Below are 16430 nucleotides of genomic sequence, written 5' to 3'. Positions count from 1 at the left end.
TCCACAATAGTCGGGGTGGGCACGGCCTCGTCCTCCACATCCTTCTCCCAGCAGGACCTGCTGGACACCTTCGCGATCTCCGACCCGAAGATCCGATCGGTCTTCCTCAACAGCGCGATTCGCCGACGTTTCCTCGACCTACCGCTTCCGGCACCCGATGGCACCCCGTCTCCGGAGACACAGGCAGACCTGCTCGATCGGCACAAGAGGTTGGCCTTGGACATGGGAATGCGCGCCTTGCAGGCGTGCCTCGACGACGCTGGTGCGACGGTTTCTGACATCCGCCATCTGTGCTGCGTGACATCCACCGGCTTCCTCACGCCGGGGCTCAGTGCCCTACTCATCCGTGAGCTGGGGATCGACCGGCACTGTAGCCGGACCGATATCGTGGGAATGGGATGCAACGCGGGGCTCAATGCCCTGAACGTGGTGTCGAGCTGGTCCGTGGCCAACGCGGGCGAGCTTGCCGTGGTGTTGTGCACCGAGGCGTGTTCTGCCGCCTACGTAATGGACTCGACCATGCGCACCGCGGTCGTGAACAGTCTGTTCGGCGACGGTGCCGCTGCGCTGGCCGTTGTCGGCCGCCCGGCCGGCGACTCCCTGGGCGCCGCTGGCCGTCCTCGCATCCTCAAGTTCGCCAGTTGCATCATCCCCGAGGCGGTCGACGCCATGCGCTACGACTGGGACAGTGTCCAGAACCGGTTCAGTTTCTTCCTCGACCCGCAGATCCCGTACGTCGTCGGCGCCCACGCGGAAATCGTCGCGGACCGTCTGCTGGCGAACACCGGCCTGCTTCGTAGCGATATCGCACACTGGCTCGTGCACGCCGGGGGCAAAAAGGTCATCGACGCGGTGACGGTCAATCTGGGACTGAACCGCCACGAGGTCCGGCACACCACCAGCGTCCTACGGGACTACGGCAACGTATCAAGCGGCTCGTTTATTTTCTCGTACGAACGCCTCCAGCAGGAGAGAGTGACGGCCCCGGGCGATTATGGAGTGCTGATGACCATGGGTCCTGGTTCCACGATCGAGACAGCGCTGATCCAGTGGTGAGCGCGGCAACCGTCCGGACAGGCCGGGGCAAGCGTTTCGCCGCCGACGGCGCGCGAGGTGATGTCGAGCTTTACATCGACGGCTCGAAACCCCTGACGATGGAGTCCGTCGCCGCGGTGGAGGCCGTCTGCGCGGCGGCCGAGTCGAACCAGGCCACCACCGTGCTTGCGGTGCACGTGACTGGTACGCCCGGCAAGGACTGGACACACGGCCTGGACGTGGCACTGGTCAGCAAGTGGGAGCGGTCGTTGCGCCGGCTCGAGCGTCTCGGCGTCACGACTGTCGCGGTCGCCTCCGGCGACTGCGGGGGTCTCGCCTTGGACGTCCTGCTGGCAACGGACTACCGCATCGCCACGCCCGACATCCGGCTGTCCCTGCTCGTCGACGGGGAAGCCACCTGGCCCGGCATGGCGATCTTCCGACTCGCACAGCAGTCCGGCGGAACCCGTCTGCGCCGGGCGATCCTCTTCGGTGCCCATCTGGATGCAGCCGAAAGTGTCGACCTGGGCCTCGTCGACGAGCTGACCGACCACCCGGCCATGGCCCTGACCGCCGCAGCCGAGATGGTGAGCGGTCTCTCCGGCAAAGAGCTGGCCGTCCGCCGGCAACTGATGTTCGAGGCGCCGACCACCAGTTTCGAGGATGCCCTCGGCCGCCACCTCGCGGCCTGCGACAGAGCCCTGCGGCGGTCGGCCGCCACCGGGGCGCAGTAGCGGATCCCACCCCGCGGAGCGGGGTGGGATCCGGGTGGGTTGGGCCGAGGCTCGCCGGCGGCGACGGCCCAACCCACCATTTGTGTTGACGATCCGGCAGCAGACGCTTGCCCGGGTGGAGAGATGAGTCCTGCGCAATCCGTGCGCGTCTGGCATACCCGGAACGGGCAGCGTTCCATTGTTCGGCTCGAGCTGATGCCTGAACGCGCCCATTCCCGCAACGAGGGGGAATTGTGGATCGAAAGATCGCGAAGGGCCTCGCCCTCTTCGTCGCCGCGGCGACGGTGGCAGTCGCACCCGCGGCGAACGGCGCCTCAGCGGCGCCCGGGAAGGACACGGCAAAGGCCGCCACGATCACATGGGGGCCCTGCGGGATGCCCGACCCGCAAGCGGCCGGCGCTGAGTGTGGCCTGCTCGACGTGCCGCTGGACCACAGCAGGCCGAACGGCAGGAAGATCCAGATCGCCGTCTCGCGGATCAAGGCGACGGTAGCCGCCAAGGACTACCAGGGCGTCATCCTGTCCCTGCCGGGTGGCCCCGGCAACTCCGGGCTGTGCACGTCGCCGGCCGTATGCGTCCCCACCAGCGTCGGGAACGCATACGACTGGATCGGCTTCGACCCGCGTGGCGTCGGCTCCAGTGTGCCCGCGCTGTCCTGCGACAGCGACTACCTCAACGGGCCGCGCCCGGAGTACGTCCCGCGGAGCCGGAACATCGAGCAGACCTGGCTCAACCGGTCGAAGAACTACGCCGACGCCTGCCGTGCGGCCGGCGGCGCGCTGTTGGACCACATGACCACGCTCGACACGGTCAAGGACGTGGAGTCGATCCGCAGGGCGCTCGGCGTCGGCCAGGTCAACCTGTACGGCATCTCCTACGGCACCTACATCGGCCAGGTGTACGGCACGCTGTACCCGAATGCGGTGCGCCGCATGGTGCTCGACAGCAACATCGACCCGCGCAAGGTCTGGTATCAGGCCGCCCTGGACCAGGACGTGAACTTCGAACGCAGCCTGCGCATGTGGTTCGAGTGGGTGGCGAAGTTCGACGACGTCTACCACCTCGGCAAGACCACCGACCAGGTCAGGCAGCGCTGGTACGCGACGCAGAACCACCTGCGCACGGCGCCGGCCGGCGGCGTCGTCGGCCCGGCCGAGTTCACCGACATCTTCGTATACGCCGGCTACTTCCAGGCGATCTGGCCGACCCTGGCCGAGTTGTTCGCCAGCGCCGTCAACGACCCCGATGCCGAGCTGATGGTCGCGGCGTACGAGAGCTCTTTCCGCCCTGCCGACGACAACGTCTACGCGGTCTACAACGCGGTGCAGTGCACCGACACCCGATGGCCGCACGGCTGGAGCACCTGGCGGCGCGACAACTGGCGTACGTTCCGCGGCGCACCGTTCGCTACCTGGTACAACGCCTGGAGCAACGCGCCGTGCCTCTTCTGGCCCGGCAAGGTCTCCACGCCGGTCAAGGTCGACGGCTCGAAGGTCAGGAGCGTGCTGTTCGTCGGCGGCACGCTGGACGCGGCCACGCCGTTCGAGGGCAGCCTCGAGGCGCGTCGCCGCTTCCCGAACGGCGCGCTGCTGGCGGAGGTCGGCCAGACCACCCACGTCCTGTCGTTCAGCGGCAACCCGTGCATCACCAGCGTCATCGCCGACTACCTCGCGACGGGCAAGCTGCCGCAGCGCAAGCCCGGCAACCAACCTGACGCGACCTGCGACGCCCTGCCGCAGCCCGACCCGACCGCAACGTCGCCGCAGGCGATGTCGCCGTGGGTCGACAACGGAGCGCTGCGCGCGCCGCTGTACGCAGTGCGGCGCTGAGGTCTGTCCGTCGACGTTCTGTGCCTCCGCGCGGCATGCCGCCGGCGGTAGGTGCACGCCGACCGTCGCGTGAGCGGCGGACGCGCGCAGCACGACGGCCCGGTCGCGATGCGGCCGGGCCGGCGGTGCATCTCTGGGTTCACCTCGTGGGTGAGAGCCGGCCGCTGATCCCCGGCGCCGTCACTCAGTGCCCGCGTCGCTCCTGCTCCCCGGCGCGCGCTCCAGCAGCTCCGCGTACGCCACGTCGAACGCGGCCGCCGCCGGCACTGCGAGATCGGGCTCGATGCCGGTGCCCTCCCAGTTGCCGCCCGTGATCGGATTGATCGAGTAGGCGTGCGGCACCGCGATCTCCATCGTCGGCGTCAGCGCGAAGATGGTGGCGAGGTTCGCTCCGCCACGGGTCGTCTCGCCGACCAACCGGGCCCGGCCGCGCACCTTCAGGTTCAGGCAGAGCTCCTCGGCGCCGGAGAACGTCCGGTCGCTCGTCAACACGTACAGCGGGCGGTCGAGGTATCGCTCGCCGGGCAGCCACGTCAGGCTCCAGAACTGCCGGGTCTGGCCGGTGACCCGGTCGTAGATGCTGTTGAGGTGTGTCGGTTCGGCCGGAAGGAAGTAGCTGCTCCACAGTGCGACGCCGTCCGGTGAGCCGCCTTCGTTTCCACGCAGGTCGAGGATGAGCGCGTCGGTGCGCGACACCAGCTCCATCGAGCCGACGATCGCCCGGCCGCCGTCCGTGGAGCCGCTGATGCGGCGCACGTCCAGGTATCCGATGTTGCCGTCGAGGATCTCGACCCGGCGGATGCTGGCTTTGGCGGGAGCGCGGCGCTCGTCACGCACCCGGACCCACAGGTGCGCGTCCGGGCATACGTCGAGCAGGTCCTCGGTGAGGCGTTTGGCCAGCGTCGACTCGTCCAGACCGTCATACCCGCCGGCGGTCAGCCGCTGCCGGAGTGTCGTGGCGGCCGCCTCGCCTCGCTCCGGGAAGACGTACCTGTCCCGCAGCAGCTCGATCGCCCGCTCGACCGGGTGCACGTTCACCGTGCCGGTGTGGGTGACGATCATGCGAGCTCACATTCGTCGAGGTGGGTGGCCGTCGCCACGGTTCCGTCGCCGCGGCCCGGCCGGCCCGGGGCAGTTCGCCACAGTGCGCGGCTGACATGCGCGATCGCAGGCCGACGCCCGGCGTTACGCGTGCCGGGCGTCGGCCTTCTTCGGGCCGAAGCGCAGGGTCGCGTGGTGCTCCTGGGCCATCCGTCGCAACGCCGACAGCGCCACGTCGAGCAGGACCCCCCGCACCACCACGGCGGCCCGGTCGGCGCCCACGCCGTCGGCGGGCAGCAGGTCCAGATCCTGCACCGCGAGCTTCTCGGCTGCCGCCGCGTAGGGGGTGAAATACTCCATTCCGCACTCGCAGCCCAGCCGCTGCAGGGTGAGGACCACGAGCGCGAGCCGGTCCCGGCTGGGCGCATCCGTGTCGAGGGACCAGCCGAGTTCCTCGACGAAACGGTCGACGTCGGTCCGTACCTGTTTCGCACCCTCCACGCTGTGCAGCGCCGGCTCCTGCGGGAACAACGCGCGGTCGACGAGCGTGTACAGTGCGGGGAGTGGTACCCTGTCGTCTTCGATCGCCGTCAGCAACTCCCGCACCGAGGTGAGTTCGAGCTGCCCGATGTTGGTCAGTGCCCGGATGAGTCGCAGCCGCCGTAGATGCGCCTCGCCATACACCGCCTGGTTACGGCCGGTCGGGGTGCCCGGGGGGAGCAGGCGCTCTCGGAGGTAGAACTTTATCGTTGCGATCGGTACGCCTGTCTGCCTACTGAGATCTGAGATGCGCATCAGGCTCCCCGCTGTCGACAGCACCGGCCAGACCAGTATACGGGCCGGGCTGCACGTTCGTCATCTTCGATGTTGCGGTCTGCGCAACGCCCTCCCGCCTGGCGGGACGCACCGGTACCCGCGGGCGGCGCCGCATCGCGGCGGCCAGCCCGGCGCCGGCAAGCAACACGCCGGCGACCACCGCGAGCGCCGGCCGGCTGGCCGTGGCGAAGCCGTCGCGGAACGCGGCGCGGTGCGTGGAATCGGGCAGGCGGTTCTGCAGCACGGCGCCGATCAGCGCGGCACCGAGCGCGGCGCCGGCCTGGCGGGCGGTGTTGAGCAGGCCGGACGCCGCGCCCGCGCGTTGCGGGATGATGCCACGCATCGCCTCGGTCGTGGTGGGCGCGATGGACAGGCCCATGCCGACGCCGATCGCGACGAGCGGCCCGGCGAAGGTGCGCCACGACGACGAGGGTCCGGGCAGCACCGCGACCCCGAGCACGCCGACGGCCTGCACGGCGAGGCCGGCCATGAGGAGGATCCGGCCGCCCACCCGGTCGGCGAGCCGGCCGGCGACCGGTGCGACGGCGCTGAGCGTGACCGTCCACGGTAGCGCGGCGAGACCGGAGGCGAGCGGGCTCATGCCGAGCATGTTCTGGGTCTCCAGCACGAAGACGAACAGGAAGCCGTATAGGGCAAAGGAGCTGATGACCGTCAGTACTGTGGCGACGGTGAAGTTCCGGTCACCGAAGAGGTCCAGCGGCAGCAGCGGCTCGGCCGCCCGCCGTTCCCACCAGACGAACAGCACGAGCAGCGCCACGCCGGCGACGAGGATGTGCGGGATGCCGACCGGCCCCAGCACCCGGTCCCACGCGTAGCGCTGCCCTTCGACGAGGCCGAACACGATGGCCAGCAGGCCCCCGGTGGCGAGCGCGACGCCGACCGCGTCGAACCGGTGCGCCCGGGCCGGCCGTACGCGGGGCAGGTAACGTGCCGCGAGCAGCAGTCCGGCCAGACCCACCGGCACGTTGAGGTAGAAGACCGACTGCCAGCCGGCCGCCGTGACGAGCAGGCCGCCGAGGGTGGGGCCGCTGACCGCGGCGACGCCGGCCACCGCGGTGAAGATGCCGAAGGCGGCGCCGCGGCGGTGGGCGGGAAAGACGGCGGATATCAGGACCAGGGCCTGTGGCAGCAACGCCGCGGCACCGATCCCCTGCAGTACCCGGGCGGCGACCAGTTCGCCCGTGTCGCGGGACAGCGCGCACCAGACCGACGCGACGCTGAACACGGCGAGCCCGACGACGAAGACTCGGCGTGGGCCGACCCGGTCGCCCAGCCGCCCGAACGTGATCAGCAGCGAGGCGAACGCCAGCAGGTAGCCGTTGAGCACCCACAGTGCCCCGTCCACCGGCGTGTGCAGGGCCGCCATGATGTGCGGCGCCGCGGTGTTGACGATCGTCGTGTCCAGCAGGATGAGGAAGTTCGCCAGACACAACACGGCAAGGACGGACCACGGACTGCGGTGAGCCGGTCGGCGGGGCATGTCACTCCTCGGATCGATTCCCGGCCACGGCGAGCGCGACGAAGGGCGGCAGCCTGCCGTCGAGGGCGAGGCCGCGCTCCGCGGCGTACTCCCGGCCGTGCTCGTTGAGCGCGTCGACCATGCTGTCCAGCGCGTCGACGATCCCGCAGGCCGGCTCCCGCATCAGGTCGACCGCGCCGGCCACCACGGCCCCGCCGCCGGCCGAGGCACCGGCGACGCTCACCCTCGGGTCGTCGGGTGTCACGGCGTCGCCTCCTGTCGGCCGGGATCAGCCAATCGCGGCTCAATCGTCTGGGAGGCCCGGGCCGGGTGCACCTCCGTGGTTGCTTCCTGGCGGCCACGGTAGACAGTGGCGGTGGTGCGCCAGGCTCGCCGGTCGGATCGCCGCGTCGCTGGTGCATCCCCAGGTCAGGTACGTCACGCCGGCGCCGGTGGGCGGCGCCGCCCGGGGCCTGGTCGCCCAGGCCGTCGTGCGGGGCCAGCTCGGCCACATCGAGGACCGGCGGGTACGGGCGATCGCGGCGTGGGTCCGGTTCGCGCCCGTGCAGCGGCGTGGGCCTGGCGTCGACGTTCGCCGGTGGCTGCCCGGCAGCGGACCTGACGGTGGCCCGCCAGCAGGACCCCGGGTACGAGCCGCACCTGGCCCAGGGCTCGGTGTTCGCGGCGAGGGCGCGGACGTACTCGGGCTACCTGCCCGGGCACTCGGCGGCGGCATCGGCCGCGCTGACCGGCCTGACGGCGCGGGGGCGGCGCAGTTGGCGGACGCGGCGGCGACGGCGGGGCCGGTGGGCGACGGGCTGCCGTGGTATGAGTGGTGGCGCGCCACGATCCGGTCGCCCCTCGTCCGGTCGTTCCGTGGCCAGCCCGCCTGAGGTGGGTCGGGCTGGGACCGTTGACGTCGTCAGGTCGGACCGCTCACGCGGCGGAGCGGCCCGACGTGGCCGCGGCGCCGATCGACGACACCGCGCCCACCCGCTCCTCGGCCACCCGGGCCAGCGCGAGCTTGCGCTGGTCGAGCAGCGCCAGCAGTACCGGGGGATCCATCGCGCGGACCGGTTGCAGGTCGACGTCGGCGTGCACGACGCCGTCGCCCCGCAGGTGCAGGGGCCCGTAGGTGGCGACACAGACGGTCTGGTCGCCGTCGCCGGCGTCCACATCGGCGTCCAGTTCGCCGTTGACCGACTGGGCGAGAAGGAACCAGCTACCCGGCGGTACGCAGTCGAGCTGGTACGGGCCCGGGCGCGGCAGGATCGTGCAGCGGACCGGTTGCCCTTCCGGGATGCGGTCCTGGAACAGGCCCAGGAACACCGGGCTGTCCGCGTGCGATTCGGGCGCCCAGGCGCGGCCGTGCACGTGGGCGTTGTGCGGGTGCCCCATCCGGTAGTCGGGGTCGGTCGCGATCTGCGCGGCGAAGCCGGCCAGCCGGCGGTACGTCGTGGGTGGCATTCCCACGCTGCGGGTGAACCGGGAGCTGAACGTGCCGACGCTGTTGTATCCCACCTGCATGCTGATATCGGCGACGCTCAATGAGGTGGAGATGAGCAGGCGCTTGGCGCGCTGCAGGCGGAGGGCGGACAGGAAGCGGCCCGGCGTCACGCCGGTGGCCCGCTGGAAGACCCTCGTGAAGTGGAACTTGCTGAACATGGCGGCGCGGGCCATGTCGTCGACCGTGAGCTGCTCGCCGAGCTTCTCGTGCATGGCGGCGATGGCCCGCCGCACAGCTTTCTCGATTGGATCGTCCACAGCGGTTCCCCCCCAATGACGGGCAAATTTCGTCAGGTTGACACTGCGTAGCGGACGGCCCTCGTGAGGCCGGCCTGCTAGGTGTGTCGGTAGATTGGTGGCTGGCACGGCCGTTAGAATTCATGGGAGTTTCAGTGAATGGCCTCTTTCCACCCCCTGGGACGAGCGGGTATTGCTGGCGTCGAGGTTAGCCGAGCCATCGGGCGATGGCAATACCATCAATGACGGGTCCATCACGGGGCGCAATCGTGGAGTGGCTCACGTGGAAGTGCTGTCTTCGCACGTCAGCGTGGTATTGGCGGATGGCGGCGGGGCGGATAGCGGCACACACCGCTGCTGATAGTATGAATCTCCAGTCGCCAGAATTCGGCAGGTCCATTTCCCCCCGAAGCGCCGCACTTGGTGCCACCTTGTCGCGGTGCGGATGTTCGGGAATCGCCGGATCTGTCCGGTGCGTCGAGTTGGCCTCCCGTCCCTGCCTGTCGGCAGGTGTCCGCACTGGTCATCCCGTGATTGCCGGTGGTCATCGGGTCGGCAAGTTTGAAGATGACGGTCCACCGACCGCTGCATAGATTTGCGGAAAGTTCATTTCGGGATAGGTTGCGATGGTGGGTGCCTCCAGAACCATCGTGCGCATCCGGTGTTCCGCCGCCTCGGCGGAATCCACGGCACGCTCCTTTACGGAGGTCCGGATGCCGCTTCCGGACGGGGGCCGATGGTGGCCATCGTGGTGTCGGCGGCGCCTCCGCGTCCCATCTCCTGCATTGCGTTAATCTGCGGAAAATGGCGATTCCCACTCTCCACTTTCCATTTTCGCGGTGCGCGGAGTCGATTTCTTTTTGAGGTTCGCCGGCGCGGTCGTCCGTGGCAATTGTGAAGACCGCAATGCAGGAGAATTTTCTGCCTGCGGATGCGTGACAATGAGGCTTTAGTGGGCAGACCGGAGAAGACGATGACTGCTTGGAACAAGCTTCGACGCCGCATTATGACCCCCGATCTGAGGCAGACGAAACTCAGTACGCGTGGATTTCACCTCAAGGACGAACAGGCCCGCGACCGCCTAGAGACGGTCGGCAGTTCGTTCCTGCATGGATTCGCGGCCGCCGCGGAGGCGGACGGCCCGCCGGAGGCGGCGCCTGCGGTCGAGTCGACGCCGGTCGCGTACCGGGGCTTCGCCTACGAGGGCGCGGCGATGGCCTTCGCGATCCGCGACGCCCTGCCCGGGCGGTCGCGGCACGTCGCCCGGTTCCTCGCCGACCATGACGAGCACGTCTACATGGCGTACGTCGGGGTGGGCTGGGCGATGGCCCGCCTGCCGCGTCCGCTGTGGTCGCGCCTGTACGCCCCGGACGCCCTGCTGCGCTGGCTCGTCCTCGACGGGTACGGGTTCCACCAGGCCTACTTCAAGACCGACCGGTACGTGCGCCGGCGGCACGCGCCGTCGGCCTTTCCGTGGCCGGCCGCCGGTGCGCGGGACTACTCCAGGGACTACTCCCTGCGGGCGATCGACCAGGGCATCGGACGGGCCTGCTGGTTCGTGGCCGGAACCGACGCCGGGCAACTCGTCCGCCTCCTCGACGCGTTCCCCGCGCACCGTCGCCCCGACCTGTACGCCGGCGCCGGGCTCGCCGTCTGCTACGCCGGTGGCGCGAGTGAGCGGGAACTGAACTGGCTCGCCCGGTCCGCGGGGGAGTACCGGCTGGAACTCGCGCAGGGCGCGGCGTTCGGTGCCGCGGCCCGCCAACGTGCCGGTCTGGTGATGCCGCACAACGAACTGGCCACCGGCGTCCTGTGCGGAATGCCGGTGAACGAGGCGACCCGGGTGACCGAGGAGGCACGGTCCGGGCTGCCCGCCGACGACGTCCTGCCCGCCTACGAGATCTGGCGCCAGCGCATCAGCAGCGCCTTCGTCCCGTCGGTGGCGACACGAAAGCCGAGTGAGCAATGACCAGTATCGCCGTGGTCGGGATGGCGTGCCGCTACCCCGACGCGCGTTCGCCGCAGGAGCTGTGGGAGAACGCCATCGCGGGCCGCCGGGCGTTTCGGCGGCTCCCCGACGTCCGGATGAACCTTGACGACTACTGGGACGCGGACCCGGCCGCCCCGGACCGCTTCTACGCGCGCAACGCCGCCGTCCTCGAGGGCTACGAGTTCGACCGGGTCGCCTACAAGGTCGCCGGCAGCACGTACCGGTCCACGGATCTGGCGCACTGGCTGGCTCTGGACACCGCCGCGACGGCGCTGGCCGACGCCGGGTTCCCGATGGGTGAGGGCCTGCCCCAGGAGCGGACGGGTGTGATCGTCGGCAACACCCTGACCGGTGAGTTCTCCCGCGCCAACCAGATGCGGCTGCGCTGGCCGTACGTGCGGCGGACCGTGGCGGCGGCGCTGCGGGCCGAGGGCTGGGACGACGAGAAGCTGTCCGGCTTCCTCGCCAGCTACGAGACGGCGTACAAGAGCCCGTTCCCGCAGTTGGACGAGGACACCCTCGCGGGTGCGCTGTCGAACACGATCGCCGGGCGGATCTGCAACTACTTCGATCTCAAGGGCGGCGGTTACACCGTCGACGGCGCCTGCTCCTCGTCGCTGCTGTCCGTGGTGACCGCGTGCCGGGCGCTGCTCGACGGGGACCTGGACGTCGCGGTCGCCGGTGGTGTCGACCTGTCCATCGACCCGTTCGAGGTCATCGGCTTCGCCAAGACCGGCGCTCTGGCCACCGGCGAGATGCGGGTCTACGACCGTGCCTCCAACGGGTTCTGGCCCGGCGAGGGCTGCGGCATGGTCGTGCTGATGCGCACCGACCGGGCCGTCGAGGCCGGTCACCGGATCTACGCCTCGGTGGCCGGGTGGGGAGTCTCCTCCGACGGCCACGGTGGCATCACCAGGCCCGAGGTCGACGGCTACCGGCTCGCGCTGCGCCGCGCGTACACCCGGGCCGGCTACGGCGTCGACACCGTCGGGCTCTTCGAGGGACACGGCACCGGCACGAAGGTCGGGGACGCCACCGAGCTGCAGGCGCTGTCCGCCGCCCGGGAGGCGGCGAACCCCGAGGCGCCGCCGGCCGTCATCGGCTCGGTCAAGGGCATGATCGGGCACACCAAGGCCGCCGCCGGGGTGGCCGGGTTCATCCGCGCCGCGATGGCCGTGCACCACGAGGTGCTTCCCCCGAGCGTCGGTTCCGTCGACCCCCACGAGGTCCTCACCGCCGACGGGGCCCGGCTGCGCACGCTGCGCAAGGCCGAACCGTGGCCGGCCACGGTCGAGGTACGGGCCGGTGTCACCGCGATGGGCTTCGGCGGCATCAACACCCACATCGTGCTCGAACGCCACGGGCCGCGCCGGTCGGTGCCGGACCGCCGGGTGCGGGCCCTCGCCGCCTCGGCCCAGGACGCCGAACTGCTGCTGGTGGACGCCGCCTCGGCGGAGGAACTCGCCGCCCGGCTCGCCGAGCTGAGCGCTTTCGTGCCCGCGATCTCGTACGCCCAGCTCGGCGACCTGGCCGCGACGCTGCACCGTGACCTACGGGACCGGCCGTTCCGGGCCGCGGTGGTCGCCTCGTCACCCGAGGAGGCCGAGCGGCTGCTGACCGCGGCCCGCGAGGCCGTCGAGTCCGGCGAGGCGACGCTGATCCGCCCGGACGGCCGGTTTCTTCTCGGACACGTCAGCGGCCCGGCCCGGATCAGCTTCCTCTTCCCGGGGCAGGGTTCCGGACGCGGCGTCAGCGGCGGCGCGCTGCGACGGCGGTTCGCCGAGGTCGAGGACGTCTACCTGCGCGCCGCGCTGCCGACCGGTAGCGACGTCGTCGCGACCGAGGTCGCCCAGCCGCGCATCGTCACCGGGTCCGTCGCCGGGCAGCATGCCCTGGCGCTGCTCGGCATCGAGGCGTCGACCGCGATCGGGCACAGCCTCGGTGAGATCGTGGCTCTGCAGTGGGCCGGCGCCATGAACGAGGACACCCTGCTGCGGGTCGCCGGCCTGCGGGGCCGGACCATGGCCGGGCACAGCCGGGCCGGCACGATGGCCGACATCGGGGCACCTCCGGAGGCGCTCGACGCGATCATCGCGGGCCTTCCGGTGGTCGTGTCCGCCTACAACGGGCCGCATCACACCGTCGTCTCCGGATCGGTCGACGCGGTCGAGGCGGTCTGCCGCAACGCCCGGGCGGCCGGGCTGAGCGCGACGCGGCTGCGGGTCTCGCACGCCTTCCACTCTCCGCTGGTCGCTCCGGCCGCGGACGCCTTCGCCGACGCCCTCGCGGACGAAACCTTCCACCAGGTCGCGGCCCGGGTCGTCTCCACCGTCACCGGTGACGTGCTGCCCGCCCAAACCGACGTGCGCGGTCTGCTCCGCCGCCAGATCACCGACCCCGTCCTGTTCAACCAGGCCGTCGCGCTGGCCGCCAAGAACACCGACCTGTTCGTCGAAGTGGGGCCCGGCCAGGTTCTCACGGGACTGGCCGGCACGGTCACGGACGTTCCCGTGGTCGCGGTGGACACCGACAGCGAATCGCTCGCGAGTCTGCTCCGGGTGGCCGGCGCCGCGTACGTCACCGGCGCCGCCCCCGCCCCGGCGGCGCTGTTCGACGGCCGGCTGGTGCGACCGCTGGAGGTCGGCGCCACGTTCTCCTTCCTGGCCAGCCCCTGCGAGCAGGCGCCGGAGCTGAGCCCGGCGATCGAGCGGGGTCCCGCCGTGGCGACACCGCCCGTCGTCGCGGATCCCGGTGGGCCGGACACGGAATCCACCCAGGACCTGCTGCGGCGGCTCACCGCGGAGCGCGCCGAGTTGCCGCTGGAGCTCGTCGGGCCGGACAGCCGGCTGCTCGACGACCTGCACCTCAGCTCGATCACGATCGGCCAGGTGGTGAACCAGCTCGCACAGCGCCTGGACGTGCCGCCGGCCCAGCTGCCGATCAACTTCGCCACCGCCACCATCCGCGAGCTCGCCGAGACGATGGAGACCCTCGCGGATACGGCCCGGGACAGCGATGCCGTCGCCACGCCGGTGGTGGCCGGGGTGGCCGCCTGGGCCCGGCCCTGGCGGGTCGACCTCGACGAGGTGCCGCTGCCGGCGGTTCCCGCCGACGCCACCGCCAGGAACGGTCCGTGGCACCTGCATGCCGAGGCGGACCACCCGTTCGCCGCGGAGCTCGCGAGCGCGCTCGAACGGTCCGGGGTCGGCGGCGGCGTCCTGGTCTGCCTGCCGCCCGACTGCACGGAGGAGCAACTGGAGCCGGCTCTCCGGGGAGCCCAGCAGGCCCTCGCCGCCGGCAGCACCCGCTTCGTCCTGGTCGGGCACGGCCGCGGCGCGGCGGCGATCGCCCGGACGTTGCACCTTGAGGCGCCGTCCGTGCTGGTCACTGTCGTGCACGTGCCCGCCGCCGCCAACGCCGTGGTCGAGCTGGTGGTGAAGGAGGTCGCCGCGACGACCTCCTTCACCGAGGTGCACCACGACGACGAGGTCCGGCGGGTCCCGACACTGCGCGCGATGCCGGTGCGCCCGGGAACCTCGGTGGCCCCGCTCGGTGCGGACGACGTGCTGCTGGTCACCGGTGGGGGCAAGGGCATCACCGCCGAGTGTGCCCTCGCCCTGGCCAGCGACAGCGGTGCCGGGCTGGCGGTGCTGGGCCGCTCCGACCCCGCCGAGGACGGCGAGCTGGCGGCCAACCTGGCCCGGATCGCGGCAGCCGGCGTCACCGTGCGGTACGCCCGTGCCGACGTCACCGACGCCGCAGCCGTACGCCGGGCGGTGCGGGACCTGTCCGCCGAGCTCGGGCCGGTCACCGCGGTGCTGCACGGCGCGGGCCGCAACGAACCGGCCGGACTGGCAAGCCTGGACCCGGCGGCGTTCCGCGCCGTCCTGGCGCCGAAGGTCGACGGCCTGCGGGCGGTGCTCGACGCGGTCGACCCGTCCCGGCTCCGGTTGCTCGTGACGCTCGGCAGCATCATCGGCCGGGCGGGGCTGCGGGGCGAGGCGCACTACGCCACTGCCAACGACTGGCTGGCCGAGGAGACCACGGCGTTCGCCCGGGCGTACCCGGAATGCCGCACCCTGTGCCTGGAGTGGTCGGTCTGGTCGGGCGTCGGCATGGGCGAACGGCTGTCGGTCGTCGAGTCGCTCAGCCGGGAGGGCGTCATGCCCCTCACCCCCGGTCAGGGCATAGCGATCCTGCGGCGGCTGGTCGCGGACCCCGCGGCGCCGGTCGTGGTGGTGATCAGCGGTCGCACCGAGAGCGTCCACACGGTCCGGTACGACCAGCCGTCGTTGCCGTTGCTGCGGTTCGTCGACCGCGTGCTGATCCGCTACCACCAGGTCGAACTGGTGGTGGAGACGGAGCTGAACGGCGGCACCGACCGCTATCTCGCGGACCACGATCTCGACGGCAACCTGCTGTTCCCCGCGGTGTTCGGGATGGAGGCCATGGCGCAGGTGGCCGCGGCCGTCTCGGGCGCCGACGTCGTCCCGGTCATCGAACGGGCGGAGTTCCTGCGACCCATCATCGTCTCGCCACACGGGCACACGAAGATCCAGGTGGCTGCTCTGGTGACGGACGACGACACCGTCGAGGTCGCGATCCGCAGCGAGGAGACCGGCTTCGCCGCCGATCACTTCACCGCGCGGCTGCGCCTCGGCGGCGACACCGTCCCGGAGGGCCCCCCGGACCAGGTGCCGGACGGGCTGGCCCCGGCCTCGATCGCGCCGCCCGACGACCTGTACGGCGGGATCCTCTTCCAGGGCGCCCGGTTCCAGCGCCTCCGGCAGTACCACCGGGCCGCCGCCCGGCACGTCGACGCGGTCGTGGCGGCCGACGACTCGACCGAGTGGTTCGCCCCGTACGTCTCCCCGACGCTGTTGCTGGGTGACCCGGGCGTCCGCGACGCGCTCATGCACGGCAACCAGGTGTGCGTGCCGGACGCCACCCTGCTGCCCGCCGGCGTGGAACGGATCCATCCCGGCGGGCCGCGCCTCTCGCAGGCCCGCGAGCTGCGCTACTGCGCCACCGAACGGGAGCGCGACGGCGACACGTACGTCTACGACATCGCCCTGCGCGACGAGGCCGGGGTGACCGTCGAGCGCTGGGAGGGGCTGCGGCTGCGCGCGGTCCGTAAGCAGGACGGATCCGGCCCGTGGGTGGCTCCGCTGCTCGGCCCGTTCCTGGAGCGTGGGCTCGGCGACCTGGGGATCACCGACGTCGCGGTCGCGATCGAGCCGGACGCGCCCGTGCCGGCGGACCCGGCCGAGCGCACCGCCGCGCGTCGCCGGACCAGCGCGGTCGCCGCCGGGCACGCGCTCGGACGGCCGGTCGAGATCACCTACCGGCCCGACGGCCGACCCGAGGTCGCCGGGGAGCGCACCGTCTCGATCGCGCACCGCGCCGGGATCACGCTGGCCGTCGCCGCGGCGGGCGTTCTCGGCTGCGACGTCGAGAGTGTGGCGCCGCGCAGCCCCGAGGAGTGGCAGGGGTTGCTCGGCCCGCACGCCGGGCTGGCGGAACTTCTGGCCGGCCAGCCGGGTGAGACCCCGGACATCGCCGCGACCCGCGTCTGGACCGTGGTGGAGGCGATGCAGAAGGCCGGCCTGCCGATGCGCGGACCGGTCGTCCTGGCCGGCACGGACCGTCCCGGGTGGGTGCTCTTCGGCGCCGGAGGCGCCCGGGCCGCCTCCTTCGTCACCAGCCTGCGCGGCGGCGAGGGGCAAGTCGTGATCACTGTTCTGGCCGGTGCGAAGGGATGA

The 16430-nt window shown here is 71.4% G+C and carries 11 protein-coding genes and 1 pseudogene; 6 read left to right on the top strand and 6 right to left on the bottom strand.

The annotated features are described in order from the left end of the window. The first annotated feature begins 15 nt into the window (after positions 1-15). From dpgA to ACIQG9_RS02700, 3 genes are all read left to right on the top strand, one after another. A complete protein-coding gene (gene dpgA, locus ACIQG9_RS02710; RefSeq protein ID WP_400397784.1) occupies positions 16-1056 on the top strand; it encodes a 3,5-dihydroxyphenylacetyl-CoA synthase DpgA in 1041 nt (346 codons plus the stop codon). Beyond that, complete coding sequence (gene dpgB / locus ACIQG9_RS02705; RefSeq protein ID WP_400397782.1) at positions 1053-1769, top strand: enoyl-CoA-hydratase DpgB; 717 nt, start codon at positions 1053-1055, stop codon at positions 1767-1769. Before dpgA ends, dpgB begins: the two co-directional genes overlap by 4 nt. Positions 1770-2143: 374 nt before the next feature. Beyond that, entirely contained in the window at positions 2144-3598 is a 1455-nt protein-coding gene (locus ACIQG9_RS02700) for an alpha/beta hydrolase (protein WP_400397780.1), read from the top strand. Between the two features lie 180 nt (positions 3599-3778). Here the strand turns inward: ACIQG9_RS02700 and ACIQG9_RS02695 are convergent, their stop codons facing one another. The 4 genes from ACIQG9_RS02695 to ACIQG9_RS02680 form a co-directional block, all read right to left on the bottom strand. Next, entirely contained in the window at positions 3779-4660 is an 882-nt protein-coding gene (locus ACIQG9_RS02695; protein WP_400397778.1) for a S41 family peptidase, read from the bottom strand. 123 nt (positions 4661-4783) lie between these two features. Beyond that, the gene (locus ACIQG9_RS02690; protein ID WP_400397776.1) at positions 4784-5434 is read right to left on the bottom strand and encodes a MerR family transcriptional regulator; all 651 of its coding nucleotides are present in this window, start codon (positions 5432-5434) and stop codon (positions 4784-4786) included. Beyond that, complete coding sequence (locus ACIQG9_RS02685; protein WP_400397775.1) at positions 5412-6911, bottom strand: MFS transporter; 1500 nt, start codon at positions 6909-6911, stop codon at positions 5412-5414. Before ACIQG9_RS02685 ends, ACIQG9_RS02690 begins: the two co-directional genes overlap by 23 nt. A 46-nt stretch (positions 6912-6957) precedes the next feature. Continuing rightward, positions 6958-7200: a DUF5987 family protein gene (locus tag ACIQG9_RS02680; RefSeq protein WP_400397773.1), complete on the bottom strand. Its 243-nt coding sequence runs from the start codon at positions 7198-7200 to the stop codon at positions 6958-6960. Between ACIQG9_RS02680 and ACIQG9_RS02675 the strand changes: the two are divergent. Further along, positions 7194-7691, top strand: a pseudogene (locus ACIQG9_RS02675) (DUF1702 family protein); the annotation flags it as partial. The gene ACIQG9_RS02680 and the pseudogene ACIQG9_RS02675 overlap by 7 nt on opposite strands. Before the next feature lie 180 nt (positions 7692-7871). On the opposite strand, the gene ACIQG9_RS02670 reads toward ACIQG9_RS02675, so the two are convergent. Both ACIQG9_RS02670 and ACIQG9_RS02665 read right to left on the bottom strand, forming a co-directional pair. Next, complete coding sequence (locus ACIQG9_RS02670; protein WP_400397771.1) at positions 7872-8699, bottom strand: helix-turn-helix domain-containing protein; 828 nt, start codon at positions 8697-8699, stop codon at positions 7872-7874. Between the two features lie 523 nt (positions 8700-9222). Further along, positions 9223-9366 carry a hypothetical protein gene (locus tag ACIQG9_RS02665; protein WP_400397769.1) on the bottom strand — a complete coding sequence of 48 codons (144 nt, stop codon included), beginning with the start codon at positions 9364-9366 and terminating at the stop codon, positions 9223-9225. A gap of 285 nt (positions 9367-9651) precedes the next feature. Between ACIQG9_RS02665 and ACIQG9_RS02660 the strand changes: the two genes are divergently transcribed. Both ACIQG9_RS02660 and ACIQG9_RS02655 read left to right on the top strand, forming a co-directional pair. Then, on the top strand, positions 9652-10647 hold the full coding sequence (locus ACIQG9_RS02660) for a DUF1702 family protein (RefSeq protein ID WP_400397767.1): 996 nt from the start codon (positions 9652-9654) through the stop codon (positions 10645-10647). Then, the gene (locus ACIQG9_RS02655; protein ID WP_400397765.1) at positions 10644-16430 is read left to right on the top strand and encodes an SDR family NAD(P)-dependent oxidoreductase; all 5787 of its coding nucleotides are present in this window, start codon (positions 10644-10646) and stop codon (positions 16428-16430) included. Before ACIQG9_RS02660 ends, ACIQG9_RS02655 begins: the two co-directional genes overlap by 4 nt.

Origin of the sequence: Micromonospora sp. NPDC092111, from assembly GCF_044755745.1 — a bacterium.
In the GTDB taxonomy this organism is placed as follows: Bacteria; Actinomycetota; Actinomycetes; order Mycobacteriales; family Micromonosporaceae; genus Micromonospora.
The sequence above is the reverse complement of the archived record's forward strand: the minus strand, read 5'-3'. Positions and strand labels throughout refer to the sequence as shown.